Source organism: Streptomyces sp. DSM 42067, from assembly GCF_055792885.1.
In genome coordinates, this window is sequence record NZ_CM147706.1 from 7,516,525 (window position 1) to 7,536,522 (window position 19,998).

The window sequence follows — 19,998 nt, forward strand, 5'->3', positions numbered from 1 at the left end:
TGGAGGACGGTCGGTTCTACTGGCCGTCCTCCAACGCGGCCACCGCCTCCTTGGCGGCTTTGATGGCACCCTTGTTGATCTCGTCCGTACTGGGCGCCTTCTTCGTCTCGAAGTCACTGCCGTTGTACGTGACGATCACCAATGCGTTGGACGCGCGGGCGATCACCACCCCCTCGCGCGTCTCCTGCTTGTCCTCGGTGGTGAGGTTCACGACGGAGTACGCCGTGTCGCCGAGACCGGGGACCGCCCCTCCGCCGCTCTTCTCCGCGATGCGGTCCTTGTAGGCCTTCTCGGCCGCCGCGTCGTTGTCCTTGATCTCGAAGGTGACGTCGAGCCACCGGTAGTCGTAGCCCTTGAGCGCGTTCCAGGAGCAGGTGCGGCGCACCGACTTGTCGGTCGAGGCCAGCTCCTTGCCCGCCGTCTTGGCGCCCGGTACCAGGGACTTGAGTGTTTTGTCTGAAATACTGTCGCACGGTTCGGGAGGCTTGCGGTGCGTCTGCACCGCCACTGCAGTCGCGGACGCCGAGGGCGTCGCTCCGCCGCCCGACGGCGACTCGGTGTGCCCGGCCGGTGAGGCGCCCGGGTCAGAGGTCCAGGCCCAGCCCGTGATGGCGAGCAGCGCGACGGGCAGCAGGCGCGCGGTGAGAGTGAGCGGCAGAGGAAGAGTACGCACGGGTCACTTCTCGGGGGTCGGTGGCAGACGGGCAACCGCACTGGGGCTTGGCCCGCACTGCGGACGGGACGACAGTTTCACATGAGTCGCTGTGCGGCGACAGGGGAGCCCCGTTTGTGGTCCCGTGCTCCGCACCCTGCCGAGCCTCGCTTGGTGCCTGCGGCCGGCCGACTGCCCGTACCGCACGGCCGCGAAACCAGTTGCATGCCTTCGCCCCTGTTCAGCAGCCTGGTGCAATGACGCAACCGCCCTCCGTACGAGAAGAGATCCTCGACTACTACGCCCAGGGCAAGGAGGACGCACGTCTGAGAGGTGGCGTAGGCCGACTGGAGTTCTGGCGCACCCAGGAAGTGCTGCGGCGACATCTTCCCGGACCTCCCGCGCGCGTACTCGATGTCGGCGGCGGCACCGGCGTCCACGCGGAGTGGCTGGCCCACGACGGGTACACGGTCGACCTGATCGACCCCGTCCCGCTCCATGTGGAGCAGGCGGACCGGCTGCCGGGCGTCAGCGCCCGCCTCGGAGACGCCCGCGCGCTGCCCGCCGACGACGGCGCGTACGACATGGTGCTGCTGCTCGGCCCCCTCTACCACCTGCCGGAGCGGGAGGACCGGGTGCGTGCCCTCGCCGAGGCCCGGTGTGCCGTCCGCCCCGGCGGTCTCGTGGCCGCCGCCACCATCAACCGCTACGCGGGACTGCACGACGTGCTCCGTGAGGAGCGGTACTTCGACCCGATCCGCCGCGTCCGCACCGACGCCTACGCCGCCGACGGACGGCACGGCTCCGGCGGCGAGGACGCGCTCTTCACCACCGCGTACTTCGCCGACCCGGCCGAGGTCCCGGGCGAGTTCACCGACGCGGGGCTCGTGCCCGTGGGGCAGTACGGCCTGGAGGGCGCCGCCTGGCTGATGGGCGGAGTCGAGGAGTGGCTGGACGACGAGGACCGCCGCGAGGCCGTACTGGCGGCCACGCGCCGCATCGAGTCGGAGCCCACCCTGCTGGGCATCAGCGGCCACCTCCTGAGCGTGGGGCGGCGCGCCTGAACGGCGGCGGCGTCTCATCGCGGCCTCCCCGGCCCTCTCCCTGCGTGTGGCGGCGCCGCGGGGACTGGTCAGGACCGTGCTCGCCGGCGCGGAGTTCGAGGCCCGGGAGTACCGCGACGGTCACCTCCTGATGACCGCGGTTCACGGAGAAGGACTGTCCGGGCAGGCGCCCTGGAGCGGCATGCGCGGCGCACACTGGAGCGCTAGAGGTCGGCCTTCCATGACACCGCTCCCGTCCGCCTGCTCGGGCACCAGGTCGGCCGGCGCCCCATGCCCGCAAGCGGGCCCCTCATCGGGCGGCTCACACCGGACACGTCCTGCGACGCTGTCGGCCGTGTGGTCTCGGCCGGTGACGAACACCGTTGCCCGGAGAGGAGCCCGCGGGTCAGGCGATCAGCGGAATGTGGTCGAACGGCAGACCCACCCGGGCTGAACCGATGCGTTGGGCCAGCGGATCGGCCATGTTCGGCGCTACATGGCTCAAGTAGGTCGCCCCGTCCCGGAAGTACCGCTGCATGCGTGCTCCGTCGCGGGCGTGCCGGGAGCCCGCGGTCCGGTAGAGGATGTCGAGAGCCTCCCAGGCGAGCCGGCCCGCGGTGAGGAACACGGCCGCGAGTCGGTCGTCCTCGGCCATGGTGAAGGGGGCCTCGCCGGAGGTGTTGCGCCGGCAGACCTCCATGTACTCCTCGGCCGCACTGCGCACGGCCGCTTCCGCCGTGGAGATCTTCGCGAGTGCCTGGCCCAGGTAGCGCTGGAAGTCCGGGAGTTCGGCGCGGGTGCGTTCCGGGTCGGTGGCGAGCGGACGGCCCGACATGATCGCCGCGTACTCGTCGGCGGCCGCATAGGCGGTGCCCACCATGAACGAGGCCAGCTCGCCGTGGAAGAAGCTGGCCGCCCGGCCCGCGTACATGGGGTTGCCGTGCAGCCGTGAACCAGGGGTGCCGCCCTCGACGGGCAGGTCGAGCAGGCTCGCCGGAAGGGTCAGTCGGGCGGGGATCCGACCGCGGTCGATGCGGATGCTGTTGGAGCCGGTTCCGCGCAGGCCGAGCGTGCCGTGCCAGTCGTCGACCACGGTCCACGCGGACCGCGGCGCCACGAAGAGCAGCAAGGGGCCCGGGGGATCGCCCTCCTTCTCCGGGGCGAGCAGGGTCTGGCCCACGTAGTGCGTGGAGTAGGGCGCGCCCGACGAGTACGGCCAGGTGCCGTCGAGGATGTAGTGGTCGTCGCCGTCCGGCTGGGCGACGCCGATCGGCATGACGGTGGACGCGGCACGGAACTCGCCGTCCGCGCCGAAGACCTCCGTCTGGATCTCCTCGCCGAAGAGTGAGGCGAACTGCAGCACATGGGCGGAGACCAGCGACAGAGCCCAGCCCGTCGACGGGCAGCCGCGGGAGATCTCGACGACGACGCGGTAGAAGGCGGGCAGGCCGAACTCGTAGCCGCCGCAGCGGCGCGGCTGCAGGGTGCGGTAGAAGCCGGCCCGCAGGAAGTCCTCGTGGGTGGCGGCCGGATAGCGGGTCAGCCGCTCGGTCTCCTGCTGGCGTTCCAGCAGGACGGGCCGAAGTGCCACGGCCCGTTCGACCAACTCGGCCTCGGTCAGGTCGGGTTCGGGGACCGGAAGATACGTACGGTCGGCGACGCTCATACTCTCCACGGTCGCCCGGGAGGTCCGGCCGGACAAGGCGATCGTCGGTCACTTCGACGATCTCGCTTCCGCCGCTCCAGACGATCTCGCTTCCGCGGCTCCCATGACGATCTCGGTTCCGCCGCCTCGATCGAAGGCGCGTGCGATGATCGGCGCGTGACTGCGGTAGATCGGCGTATGACTGCGGTAGCTCGGCGGGTGACTGCGATACGGGGGATACGGATACGACCGGTCCTGTTCGCCGTCGTCACCGCCCTGTCGGCAATCGCGGCGAGCGGGTGTGGTCTGTCGGCCGAGCTTGATCGCGAGCGGAACCCCGAGCGCAGGCCCGAGCCGTCGGCGACGTCGTCCGCGCCGCCCACGTCGGTACGGTCGCCCGGGCAGGTTCCGAGCCCGAGCGGGATTGTCCAGGACGAGACGGCCTGTCCCACATCGGGTGTGCGCATCTCGGCGGGCCCGGTGAACGGCGCCATGGGACTGCGCGCTCAGACGGTGACCCTCACCAACTGCGGTAAGCAGCCGTACCGCCTGAACGGCTATCCGTCCGTCCGCGTCCTGGACGAGAACGGCAAGGTCATGGACGGGGTGAAGGCCGTCCAGGGAACCGGCTCCATTCCCATGGCCCCGCCGGAGGACGCGGAACCGGGGCCGCTGATCCTGGACCCCGGCGAGTCGGCGCAGACGAACCTGCTCTGGCGCATGGGAGCCCAGGCCGGCACGTATCTGCGGATCGCGCCCGCGGCGGGCGACGATCCCGTCACCGTACGTGTGGCGGACCCGCTCGACATCGGGCCCGAGGGAGAACTCGGCACCACCGCGTGGCACATGGCTGAGGACGAAACCGCCCCGGCACGTCCTGTGACGGCTGCCCCGACGGAAGGGGCCGCGGCGCGGCGGTGAGCTTCGAAGCGCACCGCCGCGCCGCCCCGTTCAGGCCTTCAGTACGGCGTCGAGGGCGCCCGACTTGGCCTCGTCGACCAGCGAGGCGAACTGGTCCGCACTCATCTGCACGCGCTGCCCGAAGTCGTCCGTGAGGACGACACGGCGATCGGCGGGAGCGTTCGGGTCGACGTACAGCTGCGGGCAGCCGCAGTTGCAGTTGCCGCAGAACGCGGCGACCGGCTCGAGGCCGTTGGTGTCTGTCATGGTTCAACCTCCGTGTGGAATCTGGGGATGTGGGACACGACGGGCCGGGGAAGCGGACGGTATGTGCCCCCCGGACCTGCGGTCCGGGACCGTCGGTTTCGGTGGGTGCGGCGCTTCCGCCTGGCGGAGCAGCGCGTTCATGTCCTCGCGTGCCCGGGCCACCCGGGAACGCACGGTGCCGACCGGACAGCCGACGGCGCAGGCGGCCTCCGCATAGGGCAGACCGAGGAGCTGGGTGAGCACGAACGCCTCCCGGCGTGGCGCGTCCAGCGACCTCAGCAGGTCGAGCAGGGCCACACCCTCGTCGAATCCGGGCAGGCCACCGGCCTGCGTGTGCTCCGCCGCGGCCTGCCAGTCGCGGGTGTCGGCGATACGCGGACGGGCGGCGGCCGAGCGATAGCGGTCGACGACGACGCGTCGGGCGATCGCCAACAGCCAGGTGCGCGCGCACGACCGGCCCGCGAACCGGGGCAGCGCCGTGAGCGTCCGCAGATAGGTCTCCTGGGTGAGGTCGTCGGTTCCGTGCGGATCCCCATCGCCACGGAGATAGGCGACGAAGCGCCCCACGTCGCCGCGGGTGGCACGGACGAAACTCTCGAACGCCTCCTGGTCGCCGTCCCGGGCGGCCAGAGCCCACTCGGTGACCTGTGTGTCGCTGTGCGGTCGGGTGCGGCCGCGCGGTGGCCGTATCAGGGAAGGGGTCATCGCGAACTGTCCTTCGCATGCGGGCGGAACCGGCGCGCGGGGGCGCGGTTCCGTCGGCGGGCAGCCCTCCGGGGCACACGGCCCCGTCCCGTGTCCGTGACCGGCCCACCGCCACTCCCGTCCCCGACGGCGCGTCAGCGCAGGCCACGGACAACCGATGGCCGGACTGAACAGGCTGCCGCAGGGCAGACAGCGGGCAGGTCAGGCAGGAGCAGGACAGGCAGAGGCGGGGCACTCGGAGAGCCACGGGGTCTCAAGAAGACCCGGCGCTCAAGCACGTACGCACATACGCAGGTACGCCGCTCGCGCGCCGGTACTCCGGTACGTCACCGGCCGTGGCCGGGACGGGCGTCAGACGCAGACCGGACGTACCGGCGGACCCCTGCGTGGGACGGCGTGCCGCAGCAGCAGACGGCGCAGCCGGTGGCCGCCGCGACGGAACGGCCGCACGGAGACGGGCGCTTGATGTACCGCTGCCGCCGTGAACACGCCGACGGCCAGCTCCAGCGGCGCGAAGAGGAACGCGGTGAGCGCCCGGCCGAGCCGGAACACCGCGGCCTCGCCCCGCCACAGCCACAGGCCGCACAGCAGCCCGGCCAGGGCGTGGGCCAGCACCATCCCGAGGGACGTGCCATGGCCGGACGCCATGTGCGCATGACCCGACGCCATCGAGGCCGAGTCCATGGCGTGGTGCATGTGGGCCATGCCGGTACTCGCACCTGAGCCCGTACTCATGCCCGAGCCCGTCCCCATACCGGCCATGTGATGAGCCGTCGAGGACGTGGCGTCAAGGCCCGCTTGCGGCGAGGCCAGGGTGAAGGCCAGGTGCAGCGCGATCTGGGTGACCACGGTCGCGCCGGTCACCATGGCACCCCCGCGCTCACGCCCGGTCAGGAACCACGTGGCGAGGACGACGACGGCGAACGCGGACCCGACGACCCGGCCCGGCAGCGCATCACCGGACATCAACGCATGGCCCAGGCCCGTCGTCGCCACACAGGCGCCCGCGAAGATCGCGGAGCGCGCGAGGCGGAAGCCGGGCCCGGTGGTCATGGCGGCCATCGTGCCATCCGCCTGGCCGGTACGCGCGGCAAGTCGCGGCATTCGTACGGCCCGCGCGTCGTCACGATCGCGCGTGTGTCACCGCGATCGCCTGTGCGTCAACGCGATCGCCCTGTGCGTCAACGCGATCGGCCCGCGGCCCGTTTCCACGCGACGGTCAGGTCAATGTGTGTAGCGTGCACCTTTATGTCGCGCTGTGACATTCAAACTTCACAGGTTTCCCGCAGCCCTTCCGGTCGGACCCCTTGAGCATCGAATGTATGCGAAATACGTTCCACGGTATTCCTTGATCGTCGCATCCCCCCGCCGGAGGTCTGTCCTCGTGCGCCGAACAGCCGTTGCCCTGACGGCAGTTGTCCTGGTCTTGTCCACAACGGCGGGCTGCGGCTCCCTGCAGTCCTCGGCGACCGAGGTCGGCGGGGAGCGCATGGCCGACGACCGTCCCGTACGCGAGGGAGGCACCCTCACGGTCGCGCTCGCGTCCGATCCCGACAAGCTCGATCCGTCGCTCGCGCAGACACTGGTGGGCCGCACGGTCTTCGCCGGTATGTGCGAGAAGCTCTACGACGTCGACCAGAGGGGCACCGTCGTCCCCCAGCTCGCCACCGCCCTGCCCAAGACCTCACCCGACGGCCGGACGGTCACCTTCAGCGTGCGCAAGGACGCCCGGTTCAGCGACGGCACCAAGCTCGACGCCGCCGCCGTCGTCACCTCCCTGCTGCGCCACCGCGACCTGCCGGGCTCCGCCCGCGCCACCGAACTCGCTCCGCTCGAGAGCGCCGCGGCCACCGGCCGGTACGCGGTCAAGCTCACCCTCAAGCAGCCGTACGTCCCGCTCACCGCCGTACTCGCCGACCGCTCCGGCATGGTGATGTCGTCGGCCGCGCTCAAGAAGTACGGCAAGAACTTCACCAACCACCCGTCCTGTGTCGGCCCGTTCCGCTTCGAGGAACGTGTCGGCGGCGACCGCATCGTGCTGGCCAAGGACCCGAACTACTACGACGCCGACACGGTCCACCTCGACAGGGTGGTCTACCGGCCGATCCCCGACGGCAACGTGCGCCTCGCCAACCTGCGCTCCGGCGACATCCAGATCGGCGACCAGATGACCCCCGTCGACGTCCGGAGCGCCCTCACCGAGCCGGAGCTCCAGCTCTTCAACTCGCCCTCGCTCGGCTACCAGGGCATCGGCCTCAACGTGGGCAACGTCAAGGGCCTCGGTGAGAAGCCCGGCCGTATCGACACGCCCCTCGCGCGCGACGCACGCGTGCGTGCAGCCTTCGAGCTCGCCATCGACCGCCGTCTGATCAACAAGGTCGTCTTCCAGGGCATGTACGAACCTGCATGTGGCCCGATATCGCCTGAATCCGCTGTCGCGCCCGGCGTCAAGGCGTCGCAGTGCCCGGGGCGGGACGTCGCCGAGGCGAAGCGGCTGCTGAAGGAAGCGGGCGTGAAGAGCCCGGTGCGGCTCGAGCTCAAGGTCTCCACGACGCCCGAGCAGAACCGCGTCGGCCAGGTCATCCAGGCCATGACCAAGGAGGCCGGGTTCGACGTCACCCTGCGCCCCACCGAGTACGCAACGCTCCTCGAAGAGGCCGACTCCGGCGACTACGACGCCTACCTCAGCGGCTGGTCCGGGCGGCTCGACCCGGACGGCAACATCGCCAGCTTCCTGAAGACCCGGGGTGCCATGAACTCCTACGGAATCTCCGATCCCAAGATCGACGACCTGATCGACCGCGGCCGGACCGAGGCCGACCCGGACGAACGAGCTCGCATTTACGACGAGTTGACGCGCCGCGTCAACGACGAGCACGCCCTCATCTACCTCTACCGGCAAAAGAACTACGTCGTCGCCCGCAAGGACGTGGCAGGCGTCCGCGTCTACGGTGACGGCCTGGTCCGGGTCAGGAACGCGGGGTACGCCCGATGATGAAGCTCCCCGCTCCACGGAACCCCATGGCCGCGTATCTCCTGACACGCCTGCGCCAGTGCGTCATCACGCTCATGCTCGTCTCCGTCGTGGTCTTCGCGGGCATCCGTGCCCTGCCCGGCGACCCGGCGCTCGCCCTCGCGGGAGAGGAGCGCAGCCCCGAGGCGCTCGCCGCGATCCGTGCCGAGTACGGACTGGACGACAACATCGTGATCCAGTACGGACGGTTCGTCGGACACGCCCTCACCGGAGACCTCGGCACCTCGTCGCGCACCGGACTCCCGGTTTCCGACGCCATCACCGAGGCACTGCCCGTGACCCTCGAACTCGCCGCGTTGTCCCTGCTGTTCGCGGTCGTACTGGGCATCGGCGCAGGCGTCGTCGCGGCCGTCCGGCGCGGCAGGCCCGAGGAGTGGCTCGCCAATGCCGTGGCGCTGCTCGGGCTGTCCGTTCCGACCTTCTGGCTGGGCATCGTGCTCGTCCTCGGCTTCGCCATCGCCGTTCCCGTCTTCGCGGCCTCCGGCTACGTACCCTTCGGCACGGATCCCCTCGACAACCTGCGCCGCATGGTGCTGCCCGCCGTGGTCCTCGGCTCGGGCCTCGCGGCCGTCGTCATGCGGCAGACCAGGGCGGCCATGCTCGACTCGCTCTCCGCCGACTACATACGCACCGCCCGGGCCAAGGGACTGTCACGGCGCGAGGTCATCGGCGGGCACGCGCTCAGGAACTCCCTGGTCACCGTGGTGACCGTGCTCGGCCTCCAACTCGGCCACCTCATCTCGGGCGCGGTCGTCACCGAGCAGATCTTCGTCCTCCCCGGGTTCGGCAAGCTCACCATCGACGCCGTCTTCACCCGCGACTACGCGACCCTGCAGGGCGTGGTGCTGTGCACCTCCGCCGCCTACATCCTGATCAACCTGCTGGTCGACGTGGCCTATTCGGCCATCGACCCGCGCATCCGGCTCGGAGGTGCAGCCCGGTGACCACGGCAGCCGTCGCGACAGCGATACGGGACATGAGGGCCAGGGGAACCGGCAGCGCCAAGCTGAAGGCCCTCCGCACCAACCGGCTTGCGATGACCGGTGCCGTGATCGCCGCCGTGTTCGTCCTCGCCGCCCTGTTCGCACCTCTCGTCGCGCCCTACGACCCCGCTCGGCCCGACTTCGACAACGCGCTGTCCGCACCCAGCTGGGCGCACTGGCTCGGCACCGACGACCTCGGCCGCGACCAGCTCTCCCGTGTCATCCACGGGGCGCGCGCCTCCATGCAGGTGGGCCTGCTGGCGGTCGTACTGGCCTTCCTCGTCGGCGTACCGCTCGGCCTGCTCGCGGGCTACTACGGCAAAGTCGCGGACAGCGCCGTCTCCCGGCTCACCGACACCCTGCTCGCCTTCCCCTTCCTGGTGCTGGCCGTCGGACTGGCCGCGGTCCTCGGGCCCTCGCTCACCAATGCGACGATCGCGATCGGCATCGCGCAGACGCCCGCAGTCATCAGGATCACGCGCGCGGAGACGCTTCGCCTGGCCCACGCCGACTATGTGGCGGCGGCCGTCGCCAACGGCGGCGGCGACGGAACCGTGCTCCTGCGCCACATCCTGCCCAACGCCACCTCTGCGCTCATCGTCCAGGCCACCGTCGGCATTCCGTCCGCGATCATCGGCGAGGCCATGCTCAGCTTCCTGGGCCTGGGCGTGCAGCCGCCCGACCCCTCGCTCGGCGTGATGCTGTCGAGCGCCCAGGCGTTCCTCGCGCCCGCGCCCTGGATGGCGGTCTTCCCCGGCCTCGCCATCGTCGCGGCGACCCTCGCGTTCAATCTGCTCGGCGACGGGCTGCGCGACGTCCTCGATCCCCGTGGAGGCACCCGATGAGTATGCCTGACGCCCCCGAGACCCCGGACACCACCGCCGGCGTGCCTGCCGGCGCTGCCACCGCCGCGGCGGTGGCCCCGGACGCCCCCGTGCTGAGCGTGCGGGACCTGTCGGTGTCGTTCCGGTCCGGCGACCGCACCGTGCACGCAGTCGACCACCTGTCGTACGACCTCGCGGCAGGTGAGGTGCTCGCCGTGGTGGGCGAGTCGGGATGCGGCAAGTCCGTGGCCGCGATGGCCGTGATGGGGCTGCTGCCACCCACGGCGGGCATCACCGGGTCGATCCGGCTCGCCGGCCGCGAACTCGCCGGGGCCGGAGACAAGGAACTGGGGCGGGTCCGCGGCAAGGACATCGCGATGATCTTCCAGGAGCCGATGACGTCGCTGAATCCGGTCCTGACGGTCGGACGCCAGATCGGCGAGGTACTCCGCCGCCACCAGGGTCTGACGAAGAAGCAGGCACGCGCGCGTGCCGTCGAACTCCTCGACCTGGTGGGCATACCGGCACCCCGGCAGCGCATCGACGAGTACCCGCACCAGCTCAGCGGCGGCATGCGGCAGCGTGTGATGATCGCCATCGCGGTCGCCTGCGACCCGGCCGTGCTCATCGCCGACGAGCCGACGACCGCCCTCGACGTCACCGTCCAGGCGGGCATCCTCGAGGTCCTGCAGTCCCTGCGGGAACGCCTCGGGACCGCCGTCGTGCTCATCACCCACGATCTGGGGGTCGTGGCGGACATCGCCGACAGGGTCCTCGTGATGTACGCGGGACGGCCCGTCGAACAAGCCCCGGTGCACGAGCTGTTCGAGGCTCCCCGGCACCCGTACACGCGCGGGCTGCTCGGCGCGGTGCTCAGGCCTGGCGTGGTGGCCGGGCGGGGAGTGGCAGCGGGGCCGGGTGCGGTGCTCGAACCCGGCGTGGCGGCGGTGCCGGGAGCGGCACTCCGGCCCGCCGGCAAGCGCCGGCTGCCCGAGATCCCGGGCCTCGTTCCGAGCCTCGACGAACAACCCGACGCCTGCACCTTCGCCCCGCGCTGCGCGTTCGCGGACGACCAGTGCACGTCGGGCCGCCCGGGCTTCAAGGCCGTCGCGGCCGATGTGGGCGCGAACGCCGCACACCGGGCGGCCTGCTGGCACCCGCACGACGTCGCGCTCCAGCGCATCAACCAGGAGGCCGGACAGTGACCACCGCGAACACGGCGACCACCGCCACCGCCGACACCACCGACGGGCGCGCGCCGCACCCCGTGCTCGAACTCGTCGGTCTGGAACGCCACTTCAGCGGCTCCGGCGGCACTGTACGCGCCGCCGACGGCGTCACCCTGTCCGTCGGCCGCAGCGAGGTCGTGGGCCTCGTCGGCGAGTCGGGCAGCGGCAAGTCCACCGTCGGACGCTGTGCGGTCCGCCTCGACGAGCCCACCGGCGGCACCGTACGCATCAACGGCACCGACATCACGCGGATGTCGCGGCGCGCCCTGCGCCCCCTGCGCAAGGACTTCCACCTCGTCTTCCAGGACCCCTCGTCGTCGCTCGATCCGCGGATGACCGTCGGGTCGATCATCGCCGAACCGCTGAGACTGCACGGTCTGGCCAAGGGGGAAGCGGCACGCGCGCGTGTCGCGGAACTCCTCGAGCAGGTCGGGCTGCGCCCCGAGCACGCCCACCGGCATCCGCACGAACTGTCCGGCGGGCAGCGGCAGCGCATCTCCGTCGCCCGCGCGCTGTCCGTCGACCCCGACCTGCTCGTCGCCGACGAGCCGACCTCGGCACTCGACGTCTCGGTGCAGGCGTCGGTGCTCAACCTGCTCGCCGATCTGCAGCGCGACCGTGGCTTCGGCTGCCTGTTCATCACGCACGACCTCGCGGCCGTCGAGTTCCTCGCCGACCGGATCGCCGTGATGTATCTCGGCCAGATCGTCGAACAGGCCCCGACGGCCGAGCTGTTCGCCCATCCCAAGCACCCGTACACCCAGGCGCTGCTGTCCGCGGCTCCCGTTCCGGACCCGGCCGAGCAGCGCTCGCGGCAGCGCATCGTGCTGAGTGGCGAACTGCCGAGCCCGCTCGACCCTCCGCCCGGCTGCCGCTTCCACACGCGCTGTCCGCTGGCCGTCGAACGCTGCCGTGCCGAGGTGCCGCAGCTGCGGGTCCTGCCGGGCGGCGGCCGGGAGGTGTCGTGCCACCTGGTCGCAGACGACGGCACGGCACCGGACGCGTCCGCGCCACCGCAGGCGGGTACGGCCGGAACGGGAGCGGACTCTCCCACCGCCGACTGACCGACGTGACCGTCTACGAACAAGATCCACTTTTGCAGCAGACCCTAGGCGGTCTGGGCTTCCCAGGTGAAGTTCACGTTGGGTGTGGAGCCGCCCTGGGTGGAGTCGGGGGCGGTGGCGCTGAAGGTCCAGGTGATGCGGTAGGTCTTGGTCTCGGGCGGGTTTCCGGTGAGCGCCCAGGGGCCGATGCCGTTGGCGTAGTTGGTGCGGGTGGTGGTGAGGTTCTCTAGGGTGTTGTTGTAGTCGACGGCGCCGGCGGGCGTGAAGCCGTCGCAGGAGTCGAACGAGCCGCCGGTGCCGTCCTCGACGGTGACGGTGATGTACGGGCTGATGTCGTTGGCCGGCGGGTTGGCCGTGGATGTGTAGAGCTTGATGTTCGTCGGGACGGTGGCCTGGGACGTGATGGCGATACATCTGGTCCCCGTGTCGCCCGGCGTGATGTTCGTGAGGTTGAACATGGGCTGGCCGTCGCTGTCGTTGGTCAGGTTGATCGAGCCCGCCGTCCAGGAGTTCCCGGAGTTGGTCGTCCGTCCGGAGAAGGCGGCATGGGAGGCGTGCCAGACCAGACCGCCGCTGAGGACCAGGCCGATCGGTACGGGCAACACGTAGGCCGCCAGTTTCACCCGAGACCTTCGCATGTCCGTGATTGATCCATTCATTGCCATGGGTGAATGACTAGCCGGTTGAACCCGGTGGATCTCCGAGGCTTGCGTCTCCTGGGTGAAGTCGGCTGCACGGTTCATCCTGCTGGACCGAATCCGGCCGAGTTCAGCTCACCGACTGGTTGCTGTAGGAGTTGGACCCTGTTCTCATCGGGCGGGCCCTCAGCCCGGGAATCTGGGTGGGTGTGTTGCGGGCGGTCGTGTCGCCCATGCCGAGCTGCCCGTCTGCGTTGGCGCCCCAGCACGACACGATGTTCCCGACGCGCACCCCGCAGGTGTGCGCCCGGCCGGCAGAGACGGTCGCCCAATAGGTGGCGGTACCCACTTGGAGGGGGCTGTTGCGGTCGGTCGCGTCACCGAGCCCGAGCTGGCCGTTGGCGTTGCGTCCCCAGCACCACAGCGTTCCGTTCAACCGGGTGGCACACGTATGGAGGCGTCCTGTGGCGGCAGACGCCCAGGTGATGCCGGTACCGACCTGGACGGGGTCGGTGCGGTCGACGTTGTCGCCCTGGCCGAGCTGGCCGTAGGTGTTCTCCCCCCAGCACCACAGCGTCTGGTCCATACGGGTCCCGCATGTGTGCGTATAACTTGCTGCAATGTCTGCCCACTCGGCAGTGCCCACCCGGGTCGGGACGTTGCGGTTGACGTTGTCGCGCAGACCGAGCTGGTAGTTGGTGTTCCGTCCCCAGCACCACAGGGTGCGGTCGCCTCGGATGCCGCAGGTGTAGTCGAACCCTGCCGAGAGGGCCACCCAGTCCGAGGCAGTGCCGACCTGGACCGGAGTGTTGCGGTTGACGGTGTCACCCAGTCCGAGCTGGCCGAGTTGATTCCTGCCCCAGCAGTACAGCGTCCCGCTCGCCCGGGTCGCGCAGGTGTGGTTCTCGCCGATGGCGATCGCCGCCCAGGTCGTACTGGCGCCGACCTGCGTCATCGTGAGGCGCTGAGTGTTGTCGCCGAGCCCCAGCTGACCGAAGTTGTTCATCCCCGAACACCACAGCGAGTCCAGACGGACGGCGCACGAATGCCCCGGCCCGACCGCCACCCGCTGCCAGTCGCTGAAGGTGCCCACCTGCGTAGCGCTGGGGCGGTCGGTCTTGTCACCCAGACCCAGCTGCCCCCCGGCGTTGTCTCCCCACGCGTACAGCCTGCCGACGCCGAATTCCTCGGCCGACCTCGCGGCGCTCGCCGGCACGGTGGATCTCCCGGACAGCTCGGCGGAAGCACTCGGAAGCAGGGCGATCATCGGGAACCCGATGGCCACGGACAGCAGCGCCGCTACCCGTGTGAACCGCGCTCCCCGGCGGCGGTCAGTGCGCATTCCGGCACGTCGGAGTAGGTACAGCAGAACTCTCACGCAGGGTGCATCGGCGCATTGGACCACGGCTTGAGGCCGTCCGCTCGCGATGCGTTCGATCAGACTCCCGCTGTTCGGGCTAACAGCACTGAGCGCGTTTCCGGAACGTGGTACCGCGTCCCGAAACCGTCGCCCTCACGGCCGGCCTTCGGGAGGTCTGGACCGTCATGCCTGCGAAGGCCGCTCCGGGAGCGCCGTGGGGGAAACGGTTGGCTGTGGCGGCAGGTGCCCTTGCCCGGCCCGGGCCCTCGTGCCACAGCCCCCGCTCCCCCTCAAGCTGGAAGGAGACAGGGACGGCTGAGCGGCCGTGCCCGTGAAACCGTACGGAGGCAACCCGTGACCCTCGCAATCTCTGTCGGAGTGGACGGATCCCCTGAAAGCCTGGCCGCGGCCGAGTGGGCGGCCCGCGAAGCCACGCTGCGCGGGGCGCCGCTCCGTATCGTGCACGCCTGGCTCTGGCAGCCCTTGGACCTGCCTCTTGTGCAGGACAGGGAGGCTCAGGCCCAGTCGGCCCGCGCCGTACTGCGGGAAGCCGAATCACGCGTGGCCGGTCGGTACCCGGACCTGCCCGTCACGGCCGAATTGCTCTCGGGCACGCCGGTTGACGCTCTGCTGAACGAGGCCGCGCGGTCGGACATGCTGGTGCTCGGATCCCGTGGGCACGGCGCCCTTGTCGGCTTCCTGCTCGGCTCCGTCGGTCAGCAGGTGATCGCGGCCGCGACGAGGCCGGTCGTCTCGGTCCGGGCCCACCACAGGGAGACAGATGGTCTGGAAGGCCGCGAGGTCGTCGTGGGCCAGCAGGGCGGTCCGGAGGACAGCGAAGACGTTCTTGCATGCGCCTTCGAGGCTGCGGCCGCGCGAGGCGCGACTGTACGAGTGGTGCGTGCGTGGAGTCTGCCGCCCCTCTACGCGTACAGCCCGGGTTCGATGCGGCTGCTCGACGAGGCGGGAGGGCTGGAGCCGTTCGAGAAGAAGGCACTGGGCGAGGCGCTCGCTCCGCTGCGGGAGCGGTTCCCCGGCGTGCCGGTGATCGAGCATGTCGAAATCGGCAGCGCGGGACAGGTGCTGCTGTCGGCCGCCTCCCGCGCGGAGTTGCTCGTGGTCGGACGCCGGGTACGTCGTTCCCCCATCGGCACTCACATCGGGTCCGTCGCCCACGCCGCTCTGCACCATGCGGCCTGCCCCGTCGCCGTGGTACCGCACCGCTGAGCACCGATCGGTCCCCGTCGTCGCAGTGGTCCGGTACGAGCGGCGATGAAGTCGCCTTCACCGTGCCACCGCAGGGTCACCACCTGCGGGCTTGGCCTGCGGTCGGAAGAAGTCGTTCTCGGCGTACTTGCCGATATTCGTTTCCTGCCGTGTGGGACGCGCCACTACCGTGGCGCGGTGACGACTCAGATGATCATTCTCAACGGTGGTTCCAGCTCGGGGAAGTCCGGGATCGTACGGTGCCTGCAGGCCGTACTGCCGGATCCGTGGCTGGCGTTCGGGGTCGATTCATTCGTCGACGCGATGCCCGCGAAGATGCAGGCGTCGGACGAGGGGATCGAGATCGCGGCGGACGGCGTGGTGAGCGTCGGGGCGGACTTCATGGCGCTGGAGGCGGCATGGATGGAGGGCGTCGTGGCGATGGCCCGTGCAGGCGCCCGGGTCATCATCGATGACGTCTTCCTCGGCGGAGCGGCGTCTCAGCAACGGTGGCAGAAGGCACTTGGCGATCTGGCCGTGCTGTGGGTCGGCGTCAAGTGTGAGAGTGCGGTCGCCGCGGGCCGTGAGGTCGCACGCGGAGACCGGGTCCAGGGAATGGCCGCGTTGCAGGCGGATCCGGTTCACGAGGGGGTGATCTATGACCTGGAGGTGGACACGACGCATACCGAGTCCCTGGTGTGTGCGCGAACCATCGCCTCCCACGTCGGCTGATCAACCCTCCTGCCACCATTGACGGCCATGAACCGACCTGATGGACGCCTGCCTGACGCGCTGTTGCCAGCAGCGTGAGACAGACGCCTCCCTCTGATGGGGGTCCGGTGAACGGTGAGGAGTCCGAACGGATCACGCTCGCGCTGGAGCGCACCACCAAGCCCGAAGACGCCGACGACAGGGAAGCGGAGGCGTGGCGACGCCGTGCCGGACAGATCAGCGTTGGCGTGCCGACCTGGATGCCTCCCGCCGGGCGCGCCGGAAAACATGTGGCGTGCGGCCGCGACCGTCACCTACCGTGCCGGGCATGCGCGTCGTTTTCACTAAGGGTCCCGGTACGAGCTACGACATCGCCGTGCACCGCGACACCGGTGCCGCGCTCGCCCCGCGCAACGGGCCCGGCGGGCATCCGTATCTCCCGCACGACCTGGTGCACTTCCTCGTCGAGGCGGAGGCGGGCATCAAGCTCGGGGTCTACGGGCGGCTGGCCGCCGGTGACAACGGCCTGTTCTGGCCCGCCGATCCCGCGGAGCGCGCCAAGGCCGCCCGGCGCCGCAAGTCGAAGCGAGTGAAGTCGTCCCCCCAGGCCCAGGCCGACATGGCCAGGTCGGAGGAGCTGGCGGGCATCGCCGTACCCGTGTGGGAGGTGCGGCACGGCCACGCGCGGGAGCTGCCGGCGTATGTGACGGCGGGAGAGATCCCCCCGGTGGTCGACCGGATCGTGTCCCGGTTCGACGACTACGCCGACCGCTGGCACACGCTGCCGGTCGGAGGTTCGCTGACCCTGACGTGGTGACGCCGGCCCAGTCCGCCTACAGCGACCTCGCTCGTGCGATCGCCACGTGCTGCTGCTGGCCGCCGGACAGCTCGCCCGGCCGGGCCGCGGAAGGAACCGACTGGCAGCGGGCCTCGTCGCCGAAGCGGCCGGCCCCAGGACATACCACCCAGGATGGGGCGTCTACGTCATCATCCACACCTCGGGCCTGGGTCCGGACCGACGGCGTCTCGCACGACGAATCTGGCCGGTGGGATCCGCACGGAGAGCGGTAAGTCCTGCACGCCACCGTGACTTGACGCGCTGTCACCGAGTCGGCTGATGCCTCAGGCACTGTGGCCATACCCTGGGCATGGGGCTCCGCGACTGGGATGATGAGCGAGCTGGATGCGCCGATCCCCGCGGAGGGTGGCAGCTGATGAGAGCGTGCGTTGTCGGGGCCGGCCCCGGGGGAATCGTCACCGCCAAGGTGCTGCTGGAGAACGGCTTCGACGTCACGGTCTTCGACAAGTACCAGCAGGTCGGCGGGATATGGTCGTCAGAGGGCTGCTACGACGGGCTGGCCAACCAGTCCGCGCTCCGCATCTTCGAGTTCGCGGACCTGCCCAACCGCTTGCACTTCGCCAGTGCGGTGGACACGCAACGCTACCTGGAGAACTACGCCGGGACCTTCGGTGTGCTGGACCGCGTCCGACCCGGCACCGAGGTGGTCTCCATCCGGCCCGTGGAGGGGCCTGGGCGGGTGGGCGCCTCCGGCTGGTTGATCGACTCCCGGCCCGCTGGGGACAAGACGGCGGAGGTTCATCACGAGACATTCGACTACGTCGTTGTCGCCAGTGGGGCTCATCATCATGCACAAATGCCCGAGCTGCCCGGGCGTGAGCTGTTCCGCGGGACCGTGCTGCACTCCAACGAGGTGCGGGCCGGGACATTCGCCAGCCGGCGCGTGGTAGTCGTAGGCGGCGGCAAGTCCGCATTAGACCTGATCACCCGCGCCGCACGTGAGGCGACCTCGGCCACCCTCGTGCAACGCAAGGTGAACTGGATGGTCCCCGAGCGGTTCCTGCTCGGGCTGGTCGGCTACAAGTGGATCCTGTTCACCCGGCTCGGTGAGGCGCTCCTGCCCCGCTACCACGATCCTGCCTGCATCCGTCCGATCGACCGCATCGACGAGCGGGTCAAGCGGGCTCTGTGGTGGCTCATCACCCGCGACATGCTGATTTCCACCGGGCTGTACCGGCTGCCGAGGCAGCTGCGGCCCGCTCACGCGCTCCCCTTCCACCTGGCCCACGCGGGAGTGATGCCACGCGGCTACGCGCGGGCCGTCCGCCGCGGCCAGATCGCCCCCAAGGTCAGTGCTGTCGAGGCGTATACCGACAAGGGGCTGCGACTGGCGACCGGCGAGGAAGTGGCGGCGGATGTCATCGTGTTCGCCACGGGGCACCACAAAGTCTTCCCGTTCCTGGATTCGACAGTGCCAGTGCACGACTCCGCCGGGCGGCTGCGGCTCTACCGAGGCATCGTGCCACCCAGCGCCGACCGGCTGGGGTTCGTCGGTTTCCGGCAGGTCTTCAACAACATCATGGGCATGGAACTCACCGCGCACTGGCTGACCTGTTATTTCCGGGAGACGCTGCGCACCACCCCGGGCGAGCAGGAGATGCGGGAGGCCATCGACGCTCGCCTGGCCTGGCAGGAGAAGGTGCTGCCAGGCTCCGGCGGCTACGACTTCGGCCCCTACGACATCCACTGCGCGGACGAACTCCTGCACGACATGGGGTTGCCATCCCGCCGCGCCGGCAACCTGCTGGCCGAATACCTGCTTCCCGGCGGAGTCGCACACCGCTACGCGGGCCTGACGCGATCGAGTTCGGCGACAGCCGGCAACGGTTGACTCTCGGGCAACCCGAAACCCGATGCTGTTCCAGTGAGCAACGACAACCTCCTGAGCATCGGCGGCTTCGCACTCCTGAGTGGCCTGTCCATCCATGCCTTGCGGCACTATGACGAGGTCGGACTCCTGCCTCCAGCGGTGGTCGACCCGGACACCGGATACCGCCGCTACCGACCCGACCAGGTCCAGCGCGCCCGGCTGATCGGCGCCCTGCGCAAGGTCGACCTGCCGCTCGACGAAGTGCGCCAGGTCCTGGACGACCCGGACCCGATCACCCGCAAGGCCGTCCTGACCCGGCACCAGCAGGAGCTGGCGGAACGTGCTCACACCCTGTCCCGCATGGTCCACACCCTGGACCACTACATCGAACATGGAGTCGCTATGCCACAGGTGACCAGCCCGCGCATCGTCCAGGTGACCATCAACGTCCGCAGCCTCAGCGAGGCGAGAGCCTTCTACGAGCACGTGTTTGCGGCGGAGTTCAACGAGGAGATCTCCTCCTTCCAGATCGGGACCTGGCCCGGTGAGGAGTTCTTCCTGCTGACCGTCGCGCACGAGCCCAACCATCCTGGCCCCGCCGGCCCCTCACGGTTCGGTCTTCTGGTCGCCGACCTCGACACGGTCCACAAGCGGGCGCTTGACGCAGGCGCGGCCGAGATCGAGCCCCCTGCCGACAGGCCCTGGAAGCCGCGCTCTTCCTGCGTGGCCGACCCCAGCGGCAACCGCATCGACCTCTTCCAGAGCTGACACCGGGAACCGGAGGAGGAAGGGGCCCTGATGCCCCTCACCTGGACCCGCAGGACCTGATCCGCCCCGGTCGAGTAGCGGCAGCACTCCGGCCAAGGCATCCGACGATCGGCTCGTTCGCGCCCGCGACCTATGCCTCGCGCTGGACCTGCCCTTGATGCCCAAGCACGTCGAAGGCACCCGCGCGAAACTCAAGCGCCTGGTCAGCCTCGGATTCCTCGACGAGACCGAACCCGGACTGTTCGCACAGCCCGGCCCTCAAGCCCCGACAGCCCCCGCCGACCAGCAATCCTGATCCAG

Annotated in this window: 20 protein-coding genes; 13 read left to right on the forward strand and 7 right to left on the reverse strand. The window is 70.0% G+C overall.

The genetic code is table 11. From position 1 onward, the window contains the following. Positions 1–16: 16 nt before the first annotated feature. Positions 17–673, reverse strand: a complete 657-nt coding sequence (locus ACSMXV_RS33795; RefSeq protein ID WP_473174920.1) for a hypothetical protein — start codon at positions 671–673, stop codon at positions 17–19. Between the two features lie 236 nt (positions 674–909). Between ACSMXV_RS33795 and ACSMXV_RS33800 the strand changes: the two genes are divergently transcribed. Then, positions 910–1,716 carry a class I SAM-dependent methyltransferase gene (locus tag ACSMXV_RS33800; RefSeq protein ID WP_473174921.1) on the forward strand — a complete coding sequence of 269 codons (807 nt, stop codon included), beginning with the start codon at positions 910–912 and terminating at the stop codon, positions 1,714–1,716. A gap of 385 nt (positions 1,717–2,101) precedes the next feature. Here the strand turns inward: ACSMXV_RS33800 and ACSMXV_RS33805 are convergent, their stop codons facing one another. Then, positions 2,102–3,361 (reverse strand): acyl-CoA dehydrogenase family protein, encoded by a 1,260-nt coding sequence (locus ACSMXV_RS33805; protein WP_473174922.1) that lies wholly within the window; start codon positions 3,359–3,361, stop codon positions 2,102–2,104. 198 nt (positions 3,362–3,559) lie between these two features. On the opposite strand from ACSMXV_RS33805, the gene ACSMXV_RS33810 reads away from it, so the two are divergent. Further along, positions 3,560–4,261, forward strand: a complete 702-nt coding sequence (locus ACSMXV_RS33810) for a DUF4232 domain-containing protein (RefSeq protein ID WP_473174923.1) — start codon at positions 3,560–3,562, stop codon at positions 4,259–4,261. Positions 4,262–4,291: 30 nt separating this feature from the next. Here the strand turns inward: ACSMXV_RS33810 and ACSMXV_RS33815 are convergent, their stop codons facing one another. The 3 genes from ACSMXV_RS33815 to ACSMXV_RS33825 form a co-directional block, all read right to left on the reverse strand. Next, complete coding sequence (locus ACSMXV_RS33815) at positions 4,292–4,507, reverse strand: hypothetical protein (protein ID WP_473174924.1); 216 nt, start codon at positions 4,505–4,507, stop codon at positions 4,292–4,294. A 3-nt stretch (positions 4,508–4,510) separates the two neighbouring features. After that, a complete protein-coding gene (locus tag ACSMXV_RS33820) occupies positions 4,511–5,212 on the reverse strand; it encodes a sigma-70 family RNA polymerase sigma factor (protein WP_473174925.1) in 702 nt (233 codons plus the stop codon). 351 nt (positions 5,213–5,563) lie between these two features. After that, positions 5,564–6,265 carry a hypothetical protein gene (locus tag ACSMXV_RS33825; protein ID WP_473174926.1) on the reverse strand — a complete coding sequence of 234 codons (702 nt, stop codon included), beginning with the start codon at positions 6,263–6,265 and terminating at the stop codon, positions 5,564–5,566. A 373-nt stretch (positions 6,266–6,638) separates the two neighbouring features. Between ACSMXV_RS33825 and ACSMXV_RS33830 the strand changes: the two genes are divergently transcribed. The 5 genes from ACSMXV_RS33830 (at position 6,639) to ACSMXV_RS33850 (ending at position 12,346) form a co-directional block, all read left to right on the forward strand. Next, positions 6,639–8,207 carry an ABC transporter substrate-binding protein gene (locus ACSMXV_RS33830; RefSeq protein ID WP_473174927.1) on the forward strand — a complete coding sequence of 523 codons (1,569 nt, stop codon included), beginning with the start codon at positions 6,639–6,641 and terminating at the stop codon, positions 8,205–8,207. Positions 8,208–8,233: 26 nt separating this feature from the next. Then, on the forward strand, positions 8,234–9,190 hold the full coding sequence (locus tag ACSMXV_RS33835) for an ABC transporter permease (RefSeq protein WP_473174928.1): 957 nt from the start codon (positions 8,234–8,236) through the stop codon (positions 9,188–9,190). 32 nt (positions 9,191–9,222) lie between these two features. After that, complete coding sequence (locus ACSMXV_RS33840; RefSeq protein WP_473179148.1) at positions 9,223–10,074, forward strand: ABC transporter permease; 852 nt, start codon at positions 9,223–9,225, stop codon at positions 10,072–10,074. Then, entirely contained in the window at positions 10,071–11,258 is a 1,188-nt protein-coding gene (locus tag ACSMXV_RS33845) for an ABC transporter ATP-binding protein (RefSeq protein ID WP_473174929.1), read from the forward strand. Before ACSMXV_RS33840 ends, ACSMXV_RS33845 begins: the two co-directional genes overlap by 4 nt. Positions 11,259–11,320: 62 nt before the next feature. After that, the gene (locus ACSMXV_RS33850) at positions 11,321–12,346 is read left to right on the forward strand and encodes an ABC transporter ATP-binding protein (protein WP_473179149.1); all 1,026 of its coding nucleotides are present in this window, start codon (positions 11,321–11,323) and stop codon (positions 12,344–12,346) included. A gap of 44 nt (positions 12,347–12,390) precedes the next feature. Here the strand turns inward: ACSMXV_RS33850 and ACSMXV_RS33855 are convergent, their stop codons facing one another. Both ACSMXV_RS33855 and ACSMXV_RS33860 read right to left on the reverse strand, forming a co-directional pair. Continuing rightward, entirely contained in the window at positions 12,391–12,984 is a 594-nt protein-coding gene (locus ACSMXV_RS33855) for a hypothetical protein (protein WP_473174930.1), read from the reverse strand. Positions 12,985–13,114: 130 nt separating this feature from the next. Further along, positions 13,115–14,326, reverse strand: coding sequence for an RCC1 domain-containing protein (locus ACSMXV_RS33860; protein WP_473174931.1), 1,212 nt, complete (start codon positions 14,324–14,326; stop codon positions 13,115–13,117). 372 nt (positions 14,327–14,698) lie between these two features. Between ACSMXV_RS33860 and ACSMXV_RS33865 the strand changes: the two genes are divergently transcribed. From ACSMXV_RS33865 to ACSMXV_RS33890, 6 genes are all read left to right on the forward strand, one after another. Further along, complete coding sequence (locus tag ACSMXV_RS33865; RefSeq protein WP_473174932.1) at positions 14,699–15,571, forward strand: universal stress protein; 873 nt, start codon at positions 14,699–14,701, stop codon at positions 15,569–15,571. Positions 15,572–15,748: 177 nt separating this feature from the next. Next, entirely contained in the window at positions 15,749–16,282 is a 534-nt protein-coding gene (cpt, locus tag ACSMXV_RS33870) for a chloramphenicol phosphotransferase CPT (RefSeq protein WP_473174933.1), read from the forward strand. Between the two features lie 307 nt (positions 16,283–16,589). After that, positions 16,590–17,078, forward strand: a complete 489-nt coding sequence (locus ACSMXV_RS33875; protein WP_473174934.1) for a hypothetical protein — start codon at positions 16,590–16,592, stop codon at positions 17,076–17,078. Positions 17,079–17,475: 397 nt separating this feature from the next. Next, positions 17,476–18,951 (forward strand): flavin-containing monooxygenase, encoded by a 1,476-nt coding sequence (locus ACSMXV_RS33880; RefSeq protein WP_473174935.1) that lies wholly within the window; start codon positions 17,476–17,478, stop codon positions 18,949–18,951. A 33-nt stretch (positions 18,952–18,984) separates the two neighbouring features. After that, entirely contained in the window at positions 18,985–19,698 is a 714-nt protein-coding gene (locus ACSMXV_RS33885; protein ID WP_473174936.1) for a MerR family transcriptional regulator, read from the forward strand. Between the two features lie 157 nt (positions 19,699–19,855). Beyond that, positions 19,856–19,993, forward strand: a complete 138-nt coding sequence (locus tag ACSMXV_RS33890; RefSeq protein WP_473174937.1) for a hypothetical protein — start codon at positions 19,856–19,858, stop codon at positions 19,991–19,993. Positions 19,994–19,998 lie beyond the last annotated feature (5 nt).